General features: G+C 44.4%; 16 protein-coding genes. 4 read left to right on the top strand and 12 right to left on the bottom strand.

Translation table 11 applies throughout. The annotated features are described in order from the left end of the window. The 12 genes from VNE01S_RS01855 to VNE01S_RS01805 form a co-directional block, all read right to left on the bottom strand. The gene (locus VNE01S_RS01855) at positions 1 to 1,389 is read right to left on the bottom strand and encodes a di-heme oxidoreductase family protein (protein ID WP_053395546.1); all 1,389 of its coding nucleotides are present in this window, start codon (positions 1,387 to 1,389) and stop codon (positions 1 to 3) included. A 112-nt stretch (positions 1,390 to 1,501) separates the two neighbouring features. Continuing rightward, positions 1,502 to 2,764 (bottom strand): imelysin family protein, encoded by a 1,263-nt coding sequence (locus VNE01S_RS01850; protein ID WP_053395547.1) that lies wholly within the window; start codon positions 2,762 to 2,764, stop codon positions 1,502 to 1,504. 166 nt (positions 2,765 to 2,930) lie between these two features. Then, positions 2,931 to 3,527, bottom strand: a complete 597-nt coding sequence (locus tag VNE01S_RS01845; RefSeq protein WP_053395548.1) for a GTP cyclohydrolase II — start codon at positions 3,525 to 3,527, stop codon at positions 2,931 to 2,933. Between the two features lie 199 nt (positions 3,528 to 3,726). Continuing rightward, on the bottom strand, positions 3,727 to 3,903 hold the full coding sequence (locus VNE01S_RS19410) for a hypothetical protein (protein ID WP_053395549.1): 177 nt from the start codon (positions 3,901 to 3,903) through the stop codon (positions 3,727 to 3,729). A gap of 253 nt (positions 3,904 to 4,156) precedes the next feature. Beyond that, entirely contained in the window at positions 4,157 to 4,630 is a 474-nt protein-coding gene (locus tag VNE01S_RS01840) for a DUF2947 domain-containing protein (protein ID WP_053395550.1), read from the bottom strand. 25 nt (positions 4,631 to 4,655) lie between these two features. After that, the gene (locus VNE01S_RS01835; protein WP_053395551.1) at positions 4,656 to 5,243 is read right to left on the bottom strand and encodes an HD domain-containing protein; all 588 of its coding nucleotides are present in this window, start codon (positions 5,241 to 5,243) and stop codon (positions 4,656 to 4,658) included. A 1-nt stretch (position 5,244) separates the two neighbouring features. Then, entirely contained in the window at positions 5,245 to 5,823 is a 579-nt protein-coding gene (gene rimJ / locus VNE01S_RS01830; RefSeq protein WP_053395552.1) for a ribosomal protein S5-alanine N-acetyltransferase, read from the bottom strand. After that, complete coding sequence (gene tyrR, locus VNE01S_RS01825) at positions 5,824 to 7,368, bottom strand: transcriptional regulator TyrR (RefSeq protein WP_053395553.1); 1,545 nt, start codon at positions 7,366 to 7,368, stop codon at positions 5,824 to 5,826. Positions 7,369 to 7,470: 102 nt separating this feature from the next. Beyond that, positions 7,471 to 8,523 (bottom strand): YcjF family protein, encoded by a 1,053-nt coding sequence (locus VNE01S_RS01820; RefSeq protein ID WP_053395554.1) that lies wholly within the window; start codon positions 8,521 to 8,523, stop codon positions 7,471 to 7,473. Next, positions 8,520 to 9,896: a YcjX family GTP-binding protein gene (locus VNE01S_RS01815; protein ID WP_053395555.1), complete on the bottom strand. Its 1,377-nt coding sequence runs from the start codon at positions 9,894 to 9,896 to the stop codon at positions 8,520 to 8,522. Before VNE01S_RS01815 ends, VNE01S_RS01820 begins: the two co-directional genes overlap by 4 nt. A 118-nt stretch (positions 9,897 to 10,014) precedes the next feature. After that, the gene (locus VNE01S_RS01810) at positions 10,015 to 10,200 is read right to left on the bottom strand and encodes a hypothetical protein (protein WP_053395556.1); all 186 of its coding nucleotides are present in this window, start codon (positions 10,198 to 10,200) and stop codon (positions 10,015 to 10,017) included. A gap of 115 nt (positions 10,201 to 10,315) precedes the next feature. After that, complete coding sequence (locus tag VNE01S_RS01805) at positions 10,316 to 11,839, bottom strand: fumarate hydratase (protein ID WP_053395557.1); 1,524 nt, start codon at positions 11,837 to 11,839, stop codon at positions 10,316 to 10,318. 174 nt (positions 11,840 to 12,013) lie between these two features. On the opposite strand from VNE01S_RS01805, the gene pabB reads away from it, so the two are divergent. From pabB to VNE01S_RS01785, 4 genes are all read left to right on the top strand, one after another. Next, positions 12,014 to 13,399, top strand: coding sequence for an aminodeoxychorismate synthase component 1 (gene pabB, locus VNE01S_RS01800; RefSeq protein ID WP_082331679.1), 1,386 nt, complete (start codon positions 12,014 to 12,016; stop codon positions 13,397 to 13,399). 284 nt (positions 13,400 to 13,683) lie between these two features. Beyond that, positions 13,684 to 14,289 (top strand): CoA pyrophosphatase, encoded by a 606-nt coding sequence (locus VNE01S_RS01795; RefSeq protein ID WP_053395559.1) that lies wholly within the window; start codon positions 13,684 to 13,686, stop codon positions 14,287 to 14,289. Positions 14,290 to 14,577: 288 nt separating this feature from the next. After that, positions 14,578 to 15,831 (top strand): aromatic amino acid transport family protein, encoded by a 1,254-nt coding sequence (locus tag VNE01S_RS01790; RefSeq protein ID WP_053395560.1) that lies wholly within the window; start codon positions 14,578 to 14,580, stop codon positions 15,829 to 15,831. A gap of 87 nt (positions 15,832 to 15,918) precedes the next feature. After that, complete coding sequence (locus VNE01S_RS01785; RefSeq protein ID WP_053395561.1) at positions 15,919 to 17,280, top strand: L-serine ammonia-lyase; 1,362 nt, start codon at positions 15,919 to 15,921, stop codon at positions 17,278 to 17,280. Positions 17,281 to 17,300 lie beyond the last annotated feature (20 nt).

Here is a 17,300-nt window from a genome sequence, read left to right as displayed (position 1 = left end):
TTACAACGAATTTAAGAATGCGATCAGTGCATCACGTTCTTTTTGATTAAACTTAAGCACATTTTGTTTGGCTGCTTCCGCTTCACCACCGTGCCAAAGTACGGCTTCCATTAAGTTTCGTGCGCGTCCGTCATGTAGGAAATAGGTGTGACCATTTACCTCTTGCGTATAACCAATCCCCCAAAGTGGCGCTGTACGCCATTCGCGACCATTGGCTAGATATTCTGGTCTGTTGTCCGCGAGTCCCTCTCCCATATCGTGTAATAACATATCCGTATATGGATGAATGGTCTGCTCTGAAAGCGCGGGTAATGCTTCTCTCTTCGCCGTTTTCACGTTGGTTTTATGGCAACTTTCACAGCCTGAATTCGCAAAAAGCTTTTGTCCGTGTTTCACTTCAGCATCATCGACATTACGACGAATCGGTACGGCTAAGTGCTGAGAGTAAAATTCAACGAAATCCAAAATTTTATCACTCACTTCTGGACTGCCGCCGTTAGGTAAATCTTTACATATCGTTTGATTCGCTGTGCAGTTTTCATTCGGGAACAAGTTACTGGTTAAACCAACATCACCATTAAAGGCCGCGGCGTTTTGCTGCATAAGTGTCGGTTGCCCTGCTTTCCAACCAAAACGTCCGATCGCAAAGTCATTTTTCTCTACATCCCACACTCGGTTTGTTTTACCCGAGATGCCATCGCCATCCGCGTCATGCTCGTCAGCCCATGAGTTCAGTGTTTCGTCAGAAATGCTTTCCAATAAACCTAATCCAATCATTGGTGGCGCGACACGGGCAGACAGCTGAGTATCAGGGTGCATTTTTCCATAACCAAGATCGGTTATTTCGAGGTTCGGCTTACGAAGCATCACTTCCGTTCCGTCGGTAAACTTAACGGGGACATCGGTATAAGTGATTTTAATTTGGCCTTCTGGCGTTTGATCTTGAAGTGCAAAGTCTTGTAATTGACCACCGTAGGTTGGTTCCGGGATCACGCCGTCTTTGATGTACGCTTTCTTTTGCTCTGGAGTCATAGCCGGAATGCTTAAGCGCACTAGCATTGAAACTGCGTGCAAGTCATTCTCTTCCGGTGGATGGCCACGCCCATCTTTTATATGACAGTTTTGACACCCGTTCGTGTTGAACAGTGGACCTAATCCATCTCTTGCATCGGTAGTTGCTGGTGCTTGGATCCACGGGTTACGGAAAAAACTGTTGCCAACACTGAAGTCCAGCCTTTTGGTCATGGGTAGATTGCCTGCGGGCAATGAGTATGCGTTAGCACCATCTTTTTTAACTGACGTATCACCACCAGATTTCACATCATAGGCCAGTGCAGAAGCACTCAAAAAAGCTAACGCGGTCAGAGAGGATTTTATATACAGATTCATTTTATCGCTCTTAACAAAGCCTTACCTAAATAAGAAAAACTCTCAACAAAAGTAAGGGCATAAAAACAGCAAAAGGGCTCATCATAGAGCCCTTATAAAATTTAAGAATTGATTAGAATTCGTGATCAGCTGTGTCTGGGTTTAGACTAGAAATACCAACGATCTTCGCAGCACGCTCAATTGACGCCGTCTGTGCGACAAGAGACATGATCGTTTCATTCACTAACGCGTTACCTTTCACGTTGCCAGAAGCAATAAGTTGATCGAAGAACTGACCGCTCTTTTCAGCAGAAGTAACCAACTGGCCTACCTGAGAACGTGTAATATCGAACTGTTTTTGGATCTCTTTCGCTGCTTGCTTGTCTTTTTGAGCCACAAGATCATTCATGCTTGGTCCGGAAAGTAGCGAGCCGTCCTGACGCTTGTAGATACCCGTGTAAACGTTGTAAATGCCCTGCTCGTTGTAGTAGTGAGAGTTATGCGTGTTGTCTGAGAAGCAGTCGTGCTCGTCTTCAGTCGAGTTGGCTTCTAAGGCCACTTTCATACGCTCGCCCGCCAATTCACCAAGAGATAGTGAACCCATACCAAACAGCATTTTACGCAAGCCATTTTCCGCAGAGCCATTGACCAACTCTTCACGGTAGTTGCCTTTGATATCAGCAGACCACTGTTTTTCCATCCATTCTAAATCTTGAATAAGAAGTTCAGCCGCTGCTTTCAGGTACTCACCACGACGATCACAGTTACCGTTAGTACACGCTTCACCCACCACGAAATCAGTGTAAGCACGTTCACCTGCACCCGCGTTTGTGCCATTTAAATCTTGGCCCCAAAGAAGGAACTCAATCGCGTGATAACCAGAGGCAACGTTCGCTTCTGAACCACCTATCTCGTTCAGATCTGCAATCGCTTTAGGTGTTAACTGCTCTACGTTGATTGTCGCTGCACCGATTTTTAACTGTTTGTTAGCAACGATATTCGCGTTAGCCCCTTCGTTACCCAGTTCATATTGATAATCTGTGGCAACATAATCAATCAAGCCTTCATCCAATGGCCATGCGTTTAGTTGGCCTTCCCAATCATCAACAATCGCGTTACCAAAACGGAATACTTCAGACTGTTGGTAAGGTACGCGAGATTCCAGCCACGCTTGTTTTACTTGCTCTAGCCCTTGAGCAGATGGCGCTGCGAGGAAAGATTCGATGGATTGTTCAAGTGATTTCGCTGTTGTCACGGAATCAGAGAATACGGCATGAGCAATATCCGCATAATGTTCCACTACTTGGTCTTGTGTTACGTTTCCAGCAAATACTGATGTGCTGGCAAGCACCATAGAAGCCACCATAGATGGTGCGAACAGAGATTTAACGGTCATTAAAGGCATCCTTGTTGAGCTTAATTCTTACTTTCAAACATTAGTGCTAATTATTCTCATTTGCACTATCAAACGCAGATAATACAAACTTACATTTTTTTTGCAAGCAGGAAACAAAAAAGCCTCACATAAGTGAGGCCTTTATCAACATAGGTTACATAAGTGTTTAAAGCTTTAAATCGTGTTTACCATGTGAGACTTTTGCTTTTAGGTAACCCTCGTTACCATCTTTTAAGTGCGCGGAAGTATTGACAACACACTCAATTTCAATTCCGTGTTCTTTAAGCTCACGTACTTTTTTAGGGTTATTGGTAACGAGACGAATCTTTTTAACATTCAACGCATTCAGCATCTGCGCAGCTTCCGTGAAGTCTCTTAGATCATCGCCAAAACCTAGGTGGTTATTCGCTTCATAAGTATTCATACCTTGGCTTTGTAGCTCATAAGCATCAATCTTATTGTACAAACCTATACCGCGCCCTTCTTGACGCAGATATAAAATAATTCCCCCTGATGTCGCCATAAAGTTGATGGTTTCATCTAACTGTTCGCCACAATCACATCTCGATGAATGAAATACGTCACCAGTAAGACACTCAGAATGCATGCGTACCAATGGGGTAGATTGGGTTTTATCAGCTTGTTGAAAAATAACTGCAACATGCTCTTTATCGGTTTTTAGCCCTCTAAAAGAGAGAATTTCTGCGTCAATGTCACTGTTATTGCCAACTTTGAAATTTACTCTGGCTCTTACTTCCGCCATATCCCTACTCACTTGAATCTACGTCTTTATTAGTTTCTATCTTAAAGATACCGTTTCTGTGACTAACTATGGGGACTCAAACCTGAGAAATCAATGGCTAGTTCACAATTGTTATAATATAACATTTTGGTTTTATGACAATAAAAAACCTCAGAGATTTGCCATCCTGAGGTTTTTTACAATTGATTAGGTATATAGCTTAGTGGTTTTGCTTAGTTTTCCAAACGGAATGTGCTATCCACATTGCTTCAAGCTCTTGTAGCTCTTCTTCTGTTAACAAAGAAAGTGTCGGTTTTGTTTGCGGCAACGTATAAGCCTGCAGACTGCTAATCTGGGCATAAAAGTCTTTTCGCAGCTGTGTTTTATTTATATCCACGACTTTCCTTGCAACCTCGTTAAACTAAAACAAATAACCGTTCGGCGTACTTTTGTCCAAAAAATGATAACAAATTACATAATCCACGCAAAAAGTAATGTTAAAAGTGCGTTTAGAATCACAATTTATTCAGCTAGTTAGGCTTTACAAACACAAAGGATCTTGGATCTTTTTTGATCATTTAAATGATCACTCTAATGATCGTATTAGCGCCGACTCCATAAAACAAAAAGCAGGCGTAGCCTGCTCATCATTATTTTCGGTAACCCAACTTAACGTTACCCTTGGAGTCAAACCACAACGCTTCTGAGCGCCTGCGGCCAATTACAATTGGACCGTCATCATAGAACAGAAAGTTCTTCCAATGCTTTTTAAAGGTTGACCACTTGGTTTCTAAGATGTTGTATTTTTCATAGCAAAAATAAACAGTTACGTCATCTTGCCAATCAAAAAAATCCAGTACTTCTTCGGGAAGAGGTTGCTCATCGCTTTCCCAAGCCGCCATCCAGTCAACCGTTTCTTTCCAGTTTGACTCTTTCGATGGCCAATCACTAGAACTTAAACGATCGGCATCTGGGCTTTGTGCGCTGATGTTCTCTTTCCACAACTGCGCGGCTCTTGCCTGATCCATTGGCTTAATCGTTGCCAGATCTTCTTCAGGAACTGGCATTGATTGATGAGTAAAAATCCATTTTCTTTGGTATTGATCCAAAGTTAGATACGACATTCATTTTCCTCGTTGATACTGGCTATCAAGCCTTGAGCCAGCCTTTTTCTGTAGCGTCTTCGATAACATGCTGTGCTTTTTCCCACAGTGCTTCGGAGCCGTATTCAATTTTTTGGTTGATCGTCAGCGCTTGCTCGCGAGTGACACCGTGCTCACACCAGCTCTGACCATTATTATGATAGTTTAAGAGCATTGGGATTAGACGATCCAACGCTTTTGCAAACTTAGCATCCGCCGATTGTGCAGCTTCAAACTCAAGCCATAGCTCAAACAGTGCTTTTCCTTGATCATCAGGAAGCATACCAAACAGCCGCTTTGCTGCTTCAAGTTCTTTTTCTTCCTGAACTTTTGAAGCTGCTGTGTCATATACAAACGTATCACCAGCGTCGATTTCTACAATATCGTGCAGTAAGAGCATTTTAACGACACGTGCAATGTCAACGGGCTCATTTGCATGTTCTTCCATAAGAATCGCCATGAGCGCAACATGCCAACTATGCTCTGCACTATTTTCTAAACGCCCTTCTGCACTTTTTACACGCGTTCGTCTTAGTACGGATTTCAATTGATCCAGTTCGATCAATAAAGATAGTTGTTGTTCCAAGCGGCTCATGCTATTTCCCTTTCCAGTTTTCATTAATGAGTGATGTTAAATTATGATCTTCCCATCGACCATTGATCAGCAAGTAGTCTTTGGCAAACCCTTCTTTGACAAATCCCACCCGATGCAACACTGCCTCACTTCTCTTATTACGCGGCATGTAGCCTGCCATAATACGGTGAAGGTTTTGTATTGAGAACATATAGTTGACGGCCATTTGAAGCGCACGGGTCATTACTCCTCTACCCTGAGCCTCTTTGCCAAGAGAGTAGCCGACATTACAGGCATAAAATGGAAAACGAGAAATATTACTGAAGGAAATAGTGCCAAGCATCTGGCCTGTTTCACTTTCAGTTATAATCATGTAGTAGCCCAAGCCCATTTTGTGTAATTCATTCAGCTTGATCAGCTTTTGCGTCCAACCTGACTCAGTGAAGAATGCTTCTTCTCGAACAGGCTCCCACTCGCGTAAGTGTTCTCTATTGGCAATGAAATAATCTGAGATCAGTTTCCCATCCATAGGTTCAGCAGTGCGTAGGATGATGTCCTCATCCTGTTCAAACACTCGCTGAGGTGTGCTCACTCTTTCCATTTAGTTTTTTCTGATCCCATATTCACGTAGTTTATTTGCTACCGATGTGTGCGACACATTCAGACGCTTCGCCAGTTTGCGGCTTGAAGGGAATGATTGATAAAGACGCTCAAGCACTTGTGATTCATACTCTTTCATAATCTCATCAAGTGAGCCATCCAAGTTAATGCTTGGTAGTGCTGACTCTGATGATTCCAGTTGAGGCAGATGAAATAAATCTGCAGTCAGTTCATTACCTTCTAACTCTGTCAGGGCTCTTAGTACCATGTTTTCAAGCTGACGCATGTTCCCTGGCCATTGATACGCGGCTAATTGGTCCAGCAGGCTTTCATCTAACGAAGGCTTATTGACCCCTAGTTGTTTCACATACTTAGAAATGAATAGATCCAGCAGCGGTGCAATGTCATTTGGTCGATCACGCAGAGATGGGATCGTTAGTGTCAGTACGTTGAGTCGGTAGAAAAGATCCTCACGGAAAGATCCTGACTCAGCAAGATCCGCTAGGTTATGTCGGGTAGATGCAATTACTCGAACATCGACGTGCATTTCGTCTTCTGCCCCTACACGGCGGAAGGTGCCATCTTGTAACAAACGCAGCAGTTTAATTTGCAGGTGCGGGCTCATCTCCCCTATTTCATCGAGCAGGACAGTGCCACCATTTGCCTGTTCGAAAATACCTTTGTGCCCTTGTTCATGGTTAAACGAACCGGGCGCATGACCAAATAGCTCCGTTTCAGCCACATCATCGGGCATGGATGCGCAGCTCAAAATCAAAAATGGATGACTTGCACGGTGAGAACGATTGTGACAGGCACGCGCCAACATCTCTTTGCCTGTTCCCGTTTCACCTTGAATCAGCAGCGGTTGATCAAGCATAGAAAGCTTCTTCGCTTGTCCCATCAGCGCTTTATGTCTGTTAGAGACACCAACAAAGTGTTCGAAGCCTAAATTGTTGTGAAGAGGCAAAGTATCATCGAAGAGACGTTTTTCTTGAGCAGAACGAATCATTACAACGGCGCTAGCCAGAATGGATTCGTTGGATTCATCTGTGATGTAAACTGGCATGATTTCAAGTGTGTAATCTAAGCCGTTAATCACGATGTTGTCTCTGTAGCGAGTGATGCTGCCCTCTGCCCACTTAGAGAAATTAAAATTTGGCAGAAACGAAGCGATTGGATGACCAAACATGGCCTCTTCTTCACAATTAAATAGACTTAGCGCTGAATGGTTTGCCATGTCTACGTGACCTTTTAGGTCGATAGACAACACTGGTTCGGGCAGGCTATTGAGTAACGAGATAAGCTCGGTATTATGCCTCTCCATTGGCATAAATTGAATTTTACGCACATCGTTCACGCCTGAGATTCTACGTATCTCAGCCATGAGTTCGCTAAAGGTATCAAAATCGATATCTGGGCAGTTCAAATAGATAATGCCCGTTATATCAATTTCAATACCGCGTAAATCGATATTTTTAGTAGCGAGAATATCGAGCAGCTCACGAGTCAGACCCAGTCTGTCTTCACAAAAAACTTCTAGACGCACGTATGAATCCCTAACTTGAGGTGTCACGAAAAGTTGACAGTAGTTTCCCTTAAGCCTAGATCCTCGTCAAGCAGACTGAGTCATACTTGCTTCACAATAGCGCTATTTAATTGTTATTGCGGCTAATTTTTCAACTATCCGTTTACGAATTGTACCCAGTTTTACTTTGCGGTCCTGATGCCAAGGAATCGGTCGCAAGAGTGACATTGCTTTTAAGCCTAAGCGTGCGGTTAATATTCCGACACCTAAACCTTGTCCTGCGCGCGCAGATACCTTGCCAGCAAGGTCCATAGACATCAAATCCATGCTTGCATCAATAGCAAGTTCACTCGCTCCAGCCGCTGCCATATTTATTAAGGTAGCTTTAAACAGCTTTAAACGCGACCAGTAACCAAGTTCCACACCATAGACATGGGCTAGGCTGTCGATCATTTTGAAGTTGCGCCACGCCACCAGCAGCATGTCCGCAACGGCAAGCGGGCTTATCGCCACCAACGCAGCCGATTCAGTGGCATGTTGAGAAACAATTTTTGTTGCGATCTTATCTTGCTCTGCCACCACCATCGCATCATACATATCGAGTATTTCAGCGTCACTGTGTGAAGAATTAATACTGTTTATCCAACGGTCATAGCTAAGTGACTCTTGCTTCACCCCGCTTTGCTTAGCAAGAAATTCACAAAACGACTTCCCTTTGCCGACGCTGTCCTCAAGCATGAGTTCTTCACTTTTCTCTTGCACACTAAAGTGACGACGTAACTTTCTAAGTTTCCAGATCTCGCGACCAATCGCGCTAATCCCTAACCCAGCAATAGTCGTAACAAAAGCAGCCCAACCTAGTGACAACCAATCAGAGCTTTGTATAGCGGTAATAACCGTATCTATCGATTGCCAACCAACTAAGCCCGCAAAGGCAGTCAGTAGACCACTGGCTAACCATTTAGGGCCCTTTCTGGGACGTATCACCTCGTCTAGCAGGTGTTCATCTCCAGATTCCTGCTCAACGGATTCAATTTGTGCGGGTACGAATTTCTCAGCTTCAGAAAACTGAATGTGTGCGCCTAAATTAACTTCCTTAGGTTGCTCTTTTTCTTGAGTGAAACCTTGTTCAAAAACTTGTTTCTTCTTGAGGGGAGAGTCTGTTTCTTTACTCATTTCAGCTTATCTCCAATTAAGTAATCGAGCGCTTTATCCATCCGGATATGCGGCAAAGGATCATCTTGTGAAAACACCTGTGGCCTAAAGGCAGTAAACTCAAACCCTTGCTCGTCCCAGTAAGATTGATTAGGCAGCTTCCTAGGGACTTCACCCGGAAACACTGTCATCGGCTGCTCATCCATTGTTACGCCTTGAATGGCAGGGACAGAGTGCTCTCCCTGGCTAATAAACCCGGTTTGAGTCGCTTGTATTGACGCAATGCTCATACAACTCATCTCTATGTTCTCATAAGAGGCACTTTGCCATGCCGGATGCACCATCTGCTGAAGAAGTGAGACGAGATTGGAGTGTTGTTCTGGCGTCACATGGTCTGCCTTGGTTGCCGCAAACAACACTTTATCGATACGTGGTGCAAACAAACGCTTGAGTACATTGCTACGACCATAACGGAAGCTGTGCATGATCTGCTCTAGCGCATCTCTCATATCATGGAAAGATTCATGGCCTGCGTTAAGTGGTTGTAAGCAGTCGACTAATACAATCTGGCGATCAAAAGTAGAAAAATGATGTTTATAGAAAGCTTTCACCACTTTCTGTTGATACTCTTCGTATCTTGCTTTGAGCATCGCCAGATTCGATCCTTTTGTTACTTTTTCATCAGCATTGAATCGACATGGGAAAAACTGCAAAACTGGCGCACCTTCTAGCTCTCCTGGTAATACAAACCGTCCAGGTTGAACCCAGTGCAGGCCTTCCTCTTTACAGGCGTACAAATAGCGCGTGTAGCTATCAGCAATTTCAGCCAACAGTTTTTCGTTCAGTTCGCCCTTCAAGTCAAGTTGGTTTAAGGCGTCTAACCAGTTTTCAGCCAACACTTTGCGTTTGCCTTTCAATGCGGAAAACTGAGTCATTGACCATTCTTGAAAACTCATGTCCAGCAAGGGTAAATCGAGCAACCACTCACCTGGATAGTCGATAATATCGATATGCAATGTCGAGCTACTGCTCAAGAGCTTTTTGGTTTTTTTGTTCGGTTTGTATTTCAGTGCCAAACGAATTTCACTGACATCTCGAGTAGGCTCGGGCCATTTAGGCGGCTCAGAGTCAATATGTTCCATCGCTTCGTCATAAGCGAAACGAGGCACCATCATGTTTGATTGCGGTTCACGCTTGGCCCCGATGACGCGTTTATCGCGAGCGGCTGCTAATAGTGGCAAGTTATCGTGTGTTGAAGTGTGAAGAAGTTGATTCACTAAAGAGCTTATGAAGGCGGTTTTACCTGCTCGAGAAAGCCCTGTTACCGCAATTCTGACATGTGAGTCCATACTACGGTTAATAAAGTCGTTCACTTCTTGTGTAATTTTCTTCATTCACAATCTCTTCATTTTTAAGTTACTGAACATGCTAATGAATATAATCTTAATCTTAGATGAACAAAAAAGCCCCTGATAAAAATCAAGGGCTTCAAGGTTACAAACTGGGCCTTGCCTAGTCGTCTTCAATTAACTTATAGATAACGAAAAGTGCGATCTCAACCAGCAGGGCAAGAACCAACGTGATGGTGACATACTTTTCATCAAAAATACTGATGCCGTGAAGAATAAGGTCGTAACCGACAAAAGCACCGACCACTGCGAGTATGATCAGTTGCAGGATTTGAACAAAACGAGGCATGAGCGCTCCTGACATTATAAAAAATTAGAATATATAAACTAAAGGTGCGACTGAAGCGCACCTTTGTCAAATGTTTGCCAATTAAATCAGCAGTTTCTCACACTCTTATGAGCGCTTAAAGCTGTTCTTCCATCTCTTGGATTTTAACTTTCCAAGTATCTGGGCCCATTTGGTGAGCATTTACGCCATTTGAGTCAACAGCTACCGTCACTGGCATATCCTCGACTTCAAACTCGTAAATGGCTTCCATACCTAAATCTTCGAATGCGACAACACGCGCTTTCTTGATTGCTTTTGCAACTAGATAAGCCGCACCACCTACAGCCATTAGGTAAACCGCTTTGTGATTCTTAATTGACTCTACGGTTGCAGGACCACGCTCCGCTTTACCGATCATACCCATGATGCCAGTTTCATCTAACATCATGTCGGTGAACTTATCCATACGTGTGGACGTTGTCGGACCTGCAGGGCCAACAGCTTCATCACCCACCGCGTCAACTGGGCCCACGTAGTAGATAAACTTACCTTTAAAATCGACGCCTTCAGGTAGCCCCTCGCCATTTTGCAACATAGTTTGGATGCGTTTGTGTGCCGCGTCACGACCAGTCAGGATCTTACCTGAAAGAAGAACAGTTTCGCCTGTTTTCCACTGCTCCACTTCTTCTTTGGTTACTGTATCTAGGTTGACACGACGTGTATTTTCACCCGCTTCCCAAGTGATATCTGGCCACTCTTCCAATTTTGGTGGTGTTAGATCCGCAGGGCCAGTACCATCCAGCGTGAAGTGTACGTGACGAGTCGCGGCACAGTTTGGAATCAAGCACACTGGCTTAGAAGCTGCGTGTGTTGGTGCCGTTTTGATTTTCACATCAACAACTGTCGTCAAGCCACCAAGACCTTGCGCACCAATACCCAGTTTGTTAACGCGGTTGAAGATATCTAGGCGCAGTTCTTCTTCTGCGTTTTGTGGGCCACGCTCGATAAGCTCTTGAATGTCGATGTGTTCCATCAAAGATTCTTTAGCCAGTACCGCTGCTTTTTCAGCCGTACCACCGATACCGATACCTAGCATACCCGGTGGACACCAGCCTGCCCCCATCGTAGGTAGCGTCTTCTCTACCCATTCAGCGATGTCGTCCGATGGGTTAAGCATCACCATCTTAGTTTTGTTTTCACTACCGCCGCCTTTCGCCGCGATCTGAATTTCAACTTTATCGCCCGGAACCATGTTGATGTGCACAACGGCTGGCGTGTTATCTTTGGTGTTGATTCGCTTACCTGCTGGGTCCATAAGAACTGACGCACGTAGCGGATTATCTGGATTTGTATAAGCTTGGCGGACACCTTCGTCGACCATCTGCTGAACCGTCATATCTGTAGAGTCCCACTGAACACCCATACCGACGTTCACAAAGCAGGTTACGATACCGGTGTCCTGACAAATTGGGCGATGGCCTTCGGCAGACATGCGCGAGTTAATTAGGATTTGAGCGATTGCGTCTTTTGCTGCTTGGCTCTCTTCCTTGTGGTAGGCCTTTTCCAGAGCTTGAACAAAATCTAAAGGGTGGTAGTAGGAGATGTACTGAAGTGCGTCAGCAACACTGCTGATCACATCTTGCTTACGAATTACCGTCATTGCATGCCTCGTTATAGTTATGCTTCCTTTTATATCCGCGACAAAAACGTTTGCTTATTTAGCGTGTGAGGAAAACAAACTACGCTATTTTTATTGTTTAACGTCGTCTAGCGGCTTTGGTTCGCAATATGATACTCTTGCTTTCCCTCTGTTACCATTCAGCGATCGAACTCTTTGTCACAAATTACACAAATGAATAACAACGCGCCAAATAGCTTAGAAATCAAAACGATTAAGTACCATACTGACCTTGCTCAGCAACTCTTCAGCCGTATTGAGCACATGCCCTGGGCGATGTTGTTACGTTCGGCTTCACCCAATCACATCGACAGCCGTTTCGATATTTTAGTGACGAGCCCACTTGCCACATTGACAACCATCGGCAACACCACTTCGGTCGTCAATCCTCAGGCAACGTTTAACTCAGAATCCGACCCTTTTACGTTGCTTCAGCAACAGCAACAGCAATGGCTACCAGAATATATCTACGAAGGGGAACTGCCGTTTATTGGTGGAGCGTTAGGTTACTTTTCTTACGACCTAGGCCGCAGAGTTGAACAGCTACCAGAAATCGCTGAACACGATTTATCAACGCCAGACATGACAGTTGGTTTGTTCGATTGGGCTATCATCATTGATCACAAAGAAAGTGCTGCCTATGTTGTTGGTCACCATGTCGAGGAGCGCTATCAGTGGTTGCGTGAGCAATCTCCTAAATCGGGCGATACCTTCGAGCTTATCGGTCACTGGCAGTCGAACATGACCAAAGAGAGCTACAGTGACAAATTTGCACAGGTGCAAGAATACCTGCGCTCCGGAGACTGTTATCAAATTAACCTTGCACAGCGATTTAACGCCGCTTACACAGGCAGCGAGTGGCAAGCATATCAAAAACTGGAATCGGTAAATCAGGGTCCATTTTCTGCGTTCATTCGTACTCAGCAAGGCGCGATTATCAGTGTGTCTCCTGAACGTTTTCTTGAAACCAAAGACCGAGTAATAGAAACCAAACCGATCAAAGGCACCAGACCAAGATACGAAAACTCAGCAGAGGATAATGCGGCAGCTAACGATTTAGCTAACGCTGAAAAAGACCAGGCAGAAAACTTAATGATTGTCGATTTACTACGCAATGATATCGGCCGAGTCGCTAAACCAGGCACTGTCCACGTCCCAAAATTATTCGATATCGAAAGCTTCCCTGCCGTGCACCATTTGGTAAGCACCATCCGCGCTGAACTTGATGATCAATACAGCCCAGCCGACTTATTAAGAGCAAGCTTCCCCGGAGGCTCGATCACTGGCGCACCCAAGATTCGTGCAATGGAAATCATCGAAGAACTGGAGCCTCACCGACGCAACGCATATTGCGGCAGTATCGGGTACATCAGCCGTCATGGTCGTATGGATACCAGCATCACGATTCGCACCTTGGTTGCAGAAAGCAACCACCTGTATGTTTGGGCTGGTGGCGGGCTGGTTGCAGACAGTCAATGCGATGCCGAATACCAAGAAACCTTGGACAAACTGAGCCGGATTCTCCCTGTTCTAGAAAACTAACTTCGACTCCTGTTCGAATGACTCCCGTTCGAATAATAATCGAATAATAATATAGAGGCGTTATGACATGATACTCAAGATGCCATGGCGCCTTTCATCATCCGTCTCTCTGGCTGCTTAAGACTAACGCAACGCTCGGCTAATCACTCCCCCACTAACACAAAAAAATATATAACTTAAATAAAGCGCGAATCGAGTTCTGGCAAATTGAACTATGATTACTGTATAAATATTTAAAAAAGAAAAAGAACTTGCCTTATTTTACAGTCAGTTATGGAGTTAATGTGGTACCGGAATTCAATAAAAGCCAGCTTATTCAGAATTTTCAGCTTCATCAAACTGTGGGTTACCACAAAGACTCGATGAAGCGCGTTGAACACCTCGAGTCATACTCCCTACGCAAAGCCTCCGTGTTAATAGGGTTTGTAGAGAGAGGCCAAGAGCTCAATGTTATTTTTACCCGCCGAGCAAAACATTTAAGGCATCATCCCGGCCAGATTAGTTTCCCAGGCGGGAAATACGAATCTGAAGACATCGATTTAGCCGATACAGCTTTACGTGAAACCTTTGAAGAGATTGGTATCGAGCGACAGGAGATTTCTATCTTTGGTCAAATGCCAGAACTCGTCACGATTAGTCGATTTAGCGTCACACCTTTTCTTGCGTTCGTTGATGACGGGTATGTCACCACCATCGACACTAATGAAGTGGACGAAGTCTTTGAGGTTCCCGCTCGGGTCGTATTTGATCAAGCCCAGTTGCATAGCCAACAATTTAAGTTTGGTAACTATACGCACCGAGTTTTTGGGCTTTCCTACCAAAATCACTTTATTTGGGGAATGACAGCACAGATCATTCAAGCACTCCAGAAGCACGTTTTGTATAGATAACCAGCTTCTTTTATGGCTTTAAAAAACACCAGTTGATTTCAATTAACTCAATAAAAACCATTCACATTGTGAAAAAGTTCTAATTTTGTTGCCATAAAATTAGAAAATCTAATCAAAACCATTATTAAAGCTCGCCCGTAGCACGTCATTTTCGTGACAATACACATATTTTTGCAATATCATGTAAAGCACCAACCCAATTCGTGATTTAGATCTATATGTAGATGCAGATTTTTATGCAGAATTGCGGCCGACTTATTTCCTGTTCCCAAAAATGAGTATCACAAAATGAACACTACTACTTCTGCGGCAACGACCGCACGATCGTCTAGTAAGTTTACTTACAAAGACTTCACTTGGTGTCTATCACTATTCGGTACCGCTGTCGGTGCCGGCGTGCTTTTCCTTCCAATCAAAGCCGGTGCTGGTGGTTTCTGGCCATTAGTCATCCTAGCGTTAATCGCAGCACCAATGACTTGGTTCGCTCACAAATCTTTGGCTCGTTTCGTTCTTTCAGCGAAAAATCCTGAAGCCGACATCACTGACACTGTTGAAGAACACTTTGGTAAGACTGGCGCAAACCTTATCACTTTCGCTTACTTTTTTGCTATCTACCCTATCGTTCTTATCTACGGCGTTGGTATTACAAACACTGTAGACTCCTTCTTGGTAAACCAAGTTGGTATGGAATCCATTCCTCGCTGGTTGCTGTCTGGTGCGCTTATTGCGGCGATGACTGCAGGCGTTGTGTTTGGTAAAGAGCTAATGCTAAAAGCCACTTCTGCAATGGTTTACCCACTAGTATTTATTCTGCTAGCGCTTTCTTTCTACCTGATTCCAGAATGGAATACATCTATGATGGATAGCTCTCCTGACTGGGCAGCAATGCCAACTATCGTTTGGTTAGCGATTCCAATCATCGTATTCTCTTTTAACCACAGCCCTATTATTTCTCAGTTCTCTAAAGAGCAACGTCGTGTATACGGTGAGAATGCGGTACAAAAAACAGACACGATCACTGCTGGCGCAGCAATGATGCTGATGGGCTTTGTTATGTTCTTCGTATTTTCTGTTGTTCTTTCTCTATCTCCAGAACAACTAGCAATGGCACAAGAGCAAAACATCTCTGTGCTGTCTTACCTTGCGAACGTGCATGAGTCTCCGCTGATCTCTTACTTAGGTCCACTAGTGGCATTCGCGGCGATTACATCAAGCTATTTTGGTCACTTCCTTGGTGCTCACGAAGGTCTTGTAGGTTTGATCAAATCTCGCTCTGCAGCACCTATCAGCAAAATTGAAAAAGCCTCTTTGCTGTTCATTGTTATCACTACTTGGATTGTGGCTATTGTGAACCCAAGCATCCTTGGAATGATTGAAACAATGGGCGCTCCAATGATTGCAGGTATCCTATTCTTGATGCCAATTTTTGCAATGCAGAAAGTCCCAGCTATGGCGAAGTACAAAACTTCTGCGCCTGTACAAGTTTTCACAACAATATGTGGTCTTGCGGCGATTAGTTCTGTAATCTACGGCGCTCTTTAATCGCGTAATTTACGTGCTTAAACCAAAAATATAACGACAATAATAAGCCTCCCTACACTCGGGAGGCTTACTTTTGAGGTAATCGATATGATTAGTGTTTTCGACATCTTTAAAATCGGCGTTGGTCCTTCAAGCTCACACACTGTAGGCCCAATGAAAGCGGGTAAAGAGTTTATTGATGAATTAAGTGCAATGGGAAAATTGTGCGACATCACTAAAATCACCGTTGATGTCTATGGATCGCTATCACTGACAGGGAAAGGTCACCACACAGATATCGCTATCATCATGGGTCTTGCTGGCAATACCCCTGAAAAAGTAGATATTGACTCTATTCCGGGCTTTATCGCTCAAGTAGAAGAAACAGAAATCCTTCCTGTTGACAATAACTGTCACACAGTATCATTCCCGAAAGACGGTGGTATGAACTTCCATACGACCAACTTAGAACTTCACGAAAATGGTATGCAGATCCATGCTTGGATCGGCGACGAAAACGTATTTTCTAAAACGTACTACTCTATCGGCGGCGGATTCATTGTTGATGAAGAAAACTTCGGCAAAGAAGTAGAGAGCCCTGTTCAAGTACCTTACCCGTTCACTACGGCGGAAGAGCTTATTGCTCAAACGCGAGAAAGTGGCCTGTCTATCAGTGCCCTAGTAATGAAGAACGAGCGTGAGCTGCACTCTGAAGAAAAGACTCGTGATTACTTTGCTAGCATCTGGAAGACCATGTCTGAATGTATGGAACGTGGTATGAACGAAGAAGGCATTTTACCGGGTCCACTTCGTGTTCCTCGTCGCGCTGCGGCTCTGCGTCAGCAACTTATGACTTCAGAAAAAACGTCTAACGACCCAATGTCAGTCGTTGACTGGGTAAACATGTTTGCTTTCGCTGTAAACGAAGAAAACGCAGCAGGTGGCCGCGTGGTTACTGCGCCAACGAACGGTGCTTGTGGCATCATTCCAGCGGTTCTAGCTTACTACGATAAGTTTATTCAGACAGTAACAGAGAAAGACTACATCCGTTACTTCGCAGCCTCTGGTGCAATTGGCGGCCTTTACAAGCGTAACGCGTCTATCTCTGGTGCAGAAGTAGGTTGTCAGGGTGAAGTGGGCGTTGCATGTTCTATGGCAGCAGCCGGCCTTGCAGAGCTTATGGGTGGTAGCCCTGAGCAAGTATGTATGGCTGCGGAAATTGCAATGGAGCACAACCTAGGTCTAACGTGTGACCCTGTTGCTGGTCAGGTACAGGTGCCTTGTATTGAACGTAACGGTATCGCTGCGGTTAAATCAATTAACTCTACACGTATGGCTCTACGCCGTTCTTCTGCGCCGACCGTTTCTCTAGATAAGGTTATCGAAACCATGCTAGAAACAGGTAAAGACATGAATGCTAAGTACCGTGAAACGTCTCAAGGCGGTTTGGCTGTTAAAGTTATCTGTTAATTGTCTGCTTAGAATAACAA

Origin of the sequence: Vibrio nereis NBRC 15637, from assembly GCF_001591105.1 — a bacterium.
GTDB lineage: Bacteria > Pseudomonadota > Gammaproteobacteria > Enterobacterales > Vibrionaceae > Vibrio > Vibrio nereis.
This window is presented reverse-complemented; position numbering and strand designations above follow the sequence as displayed.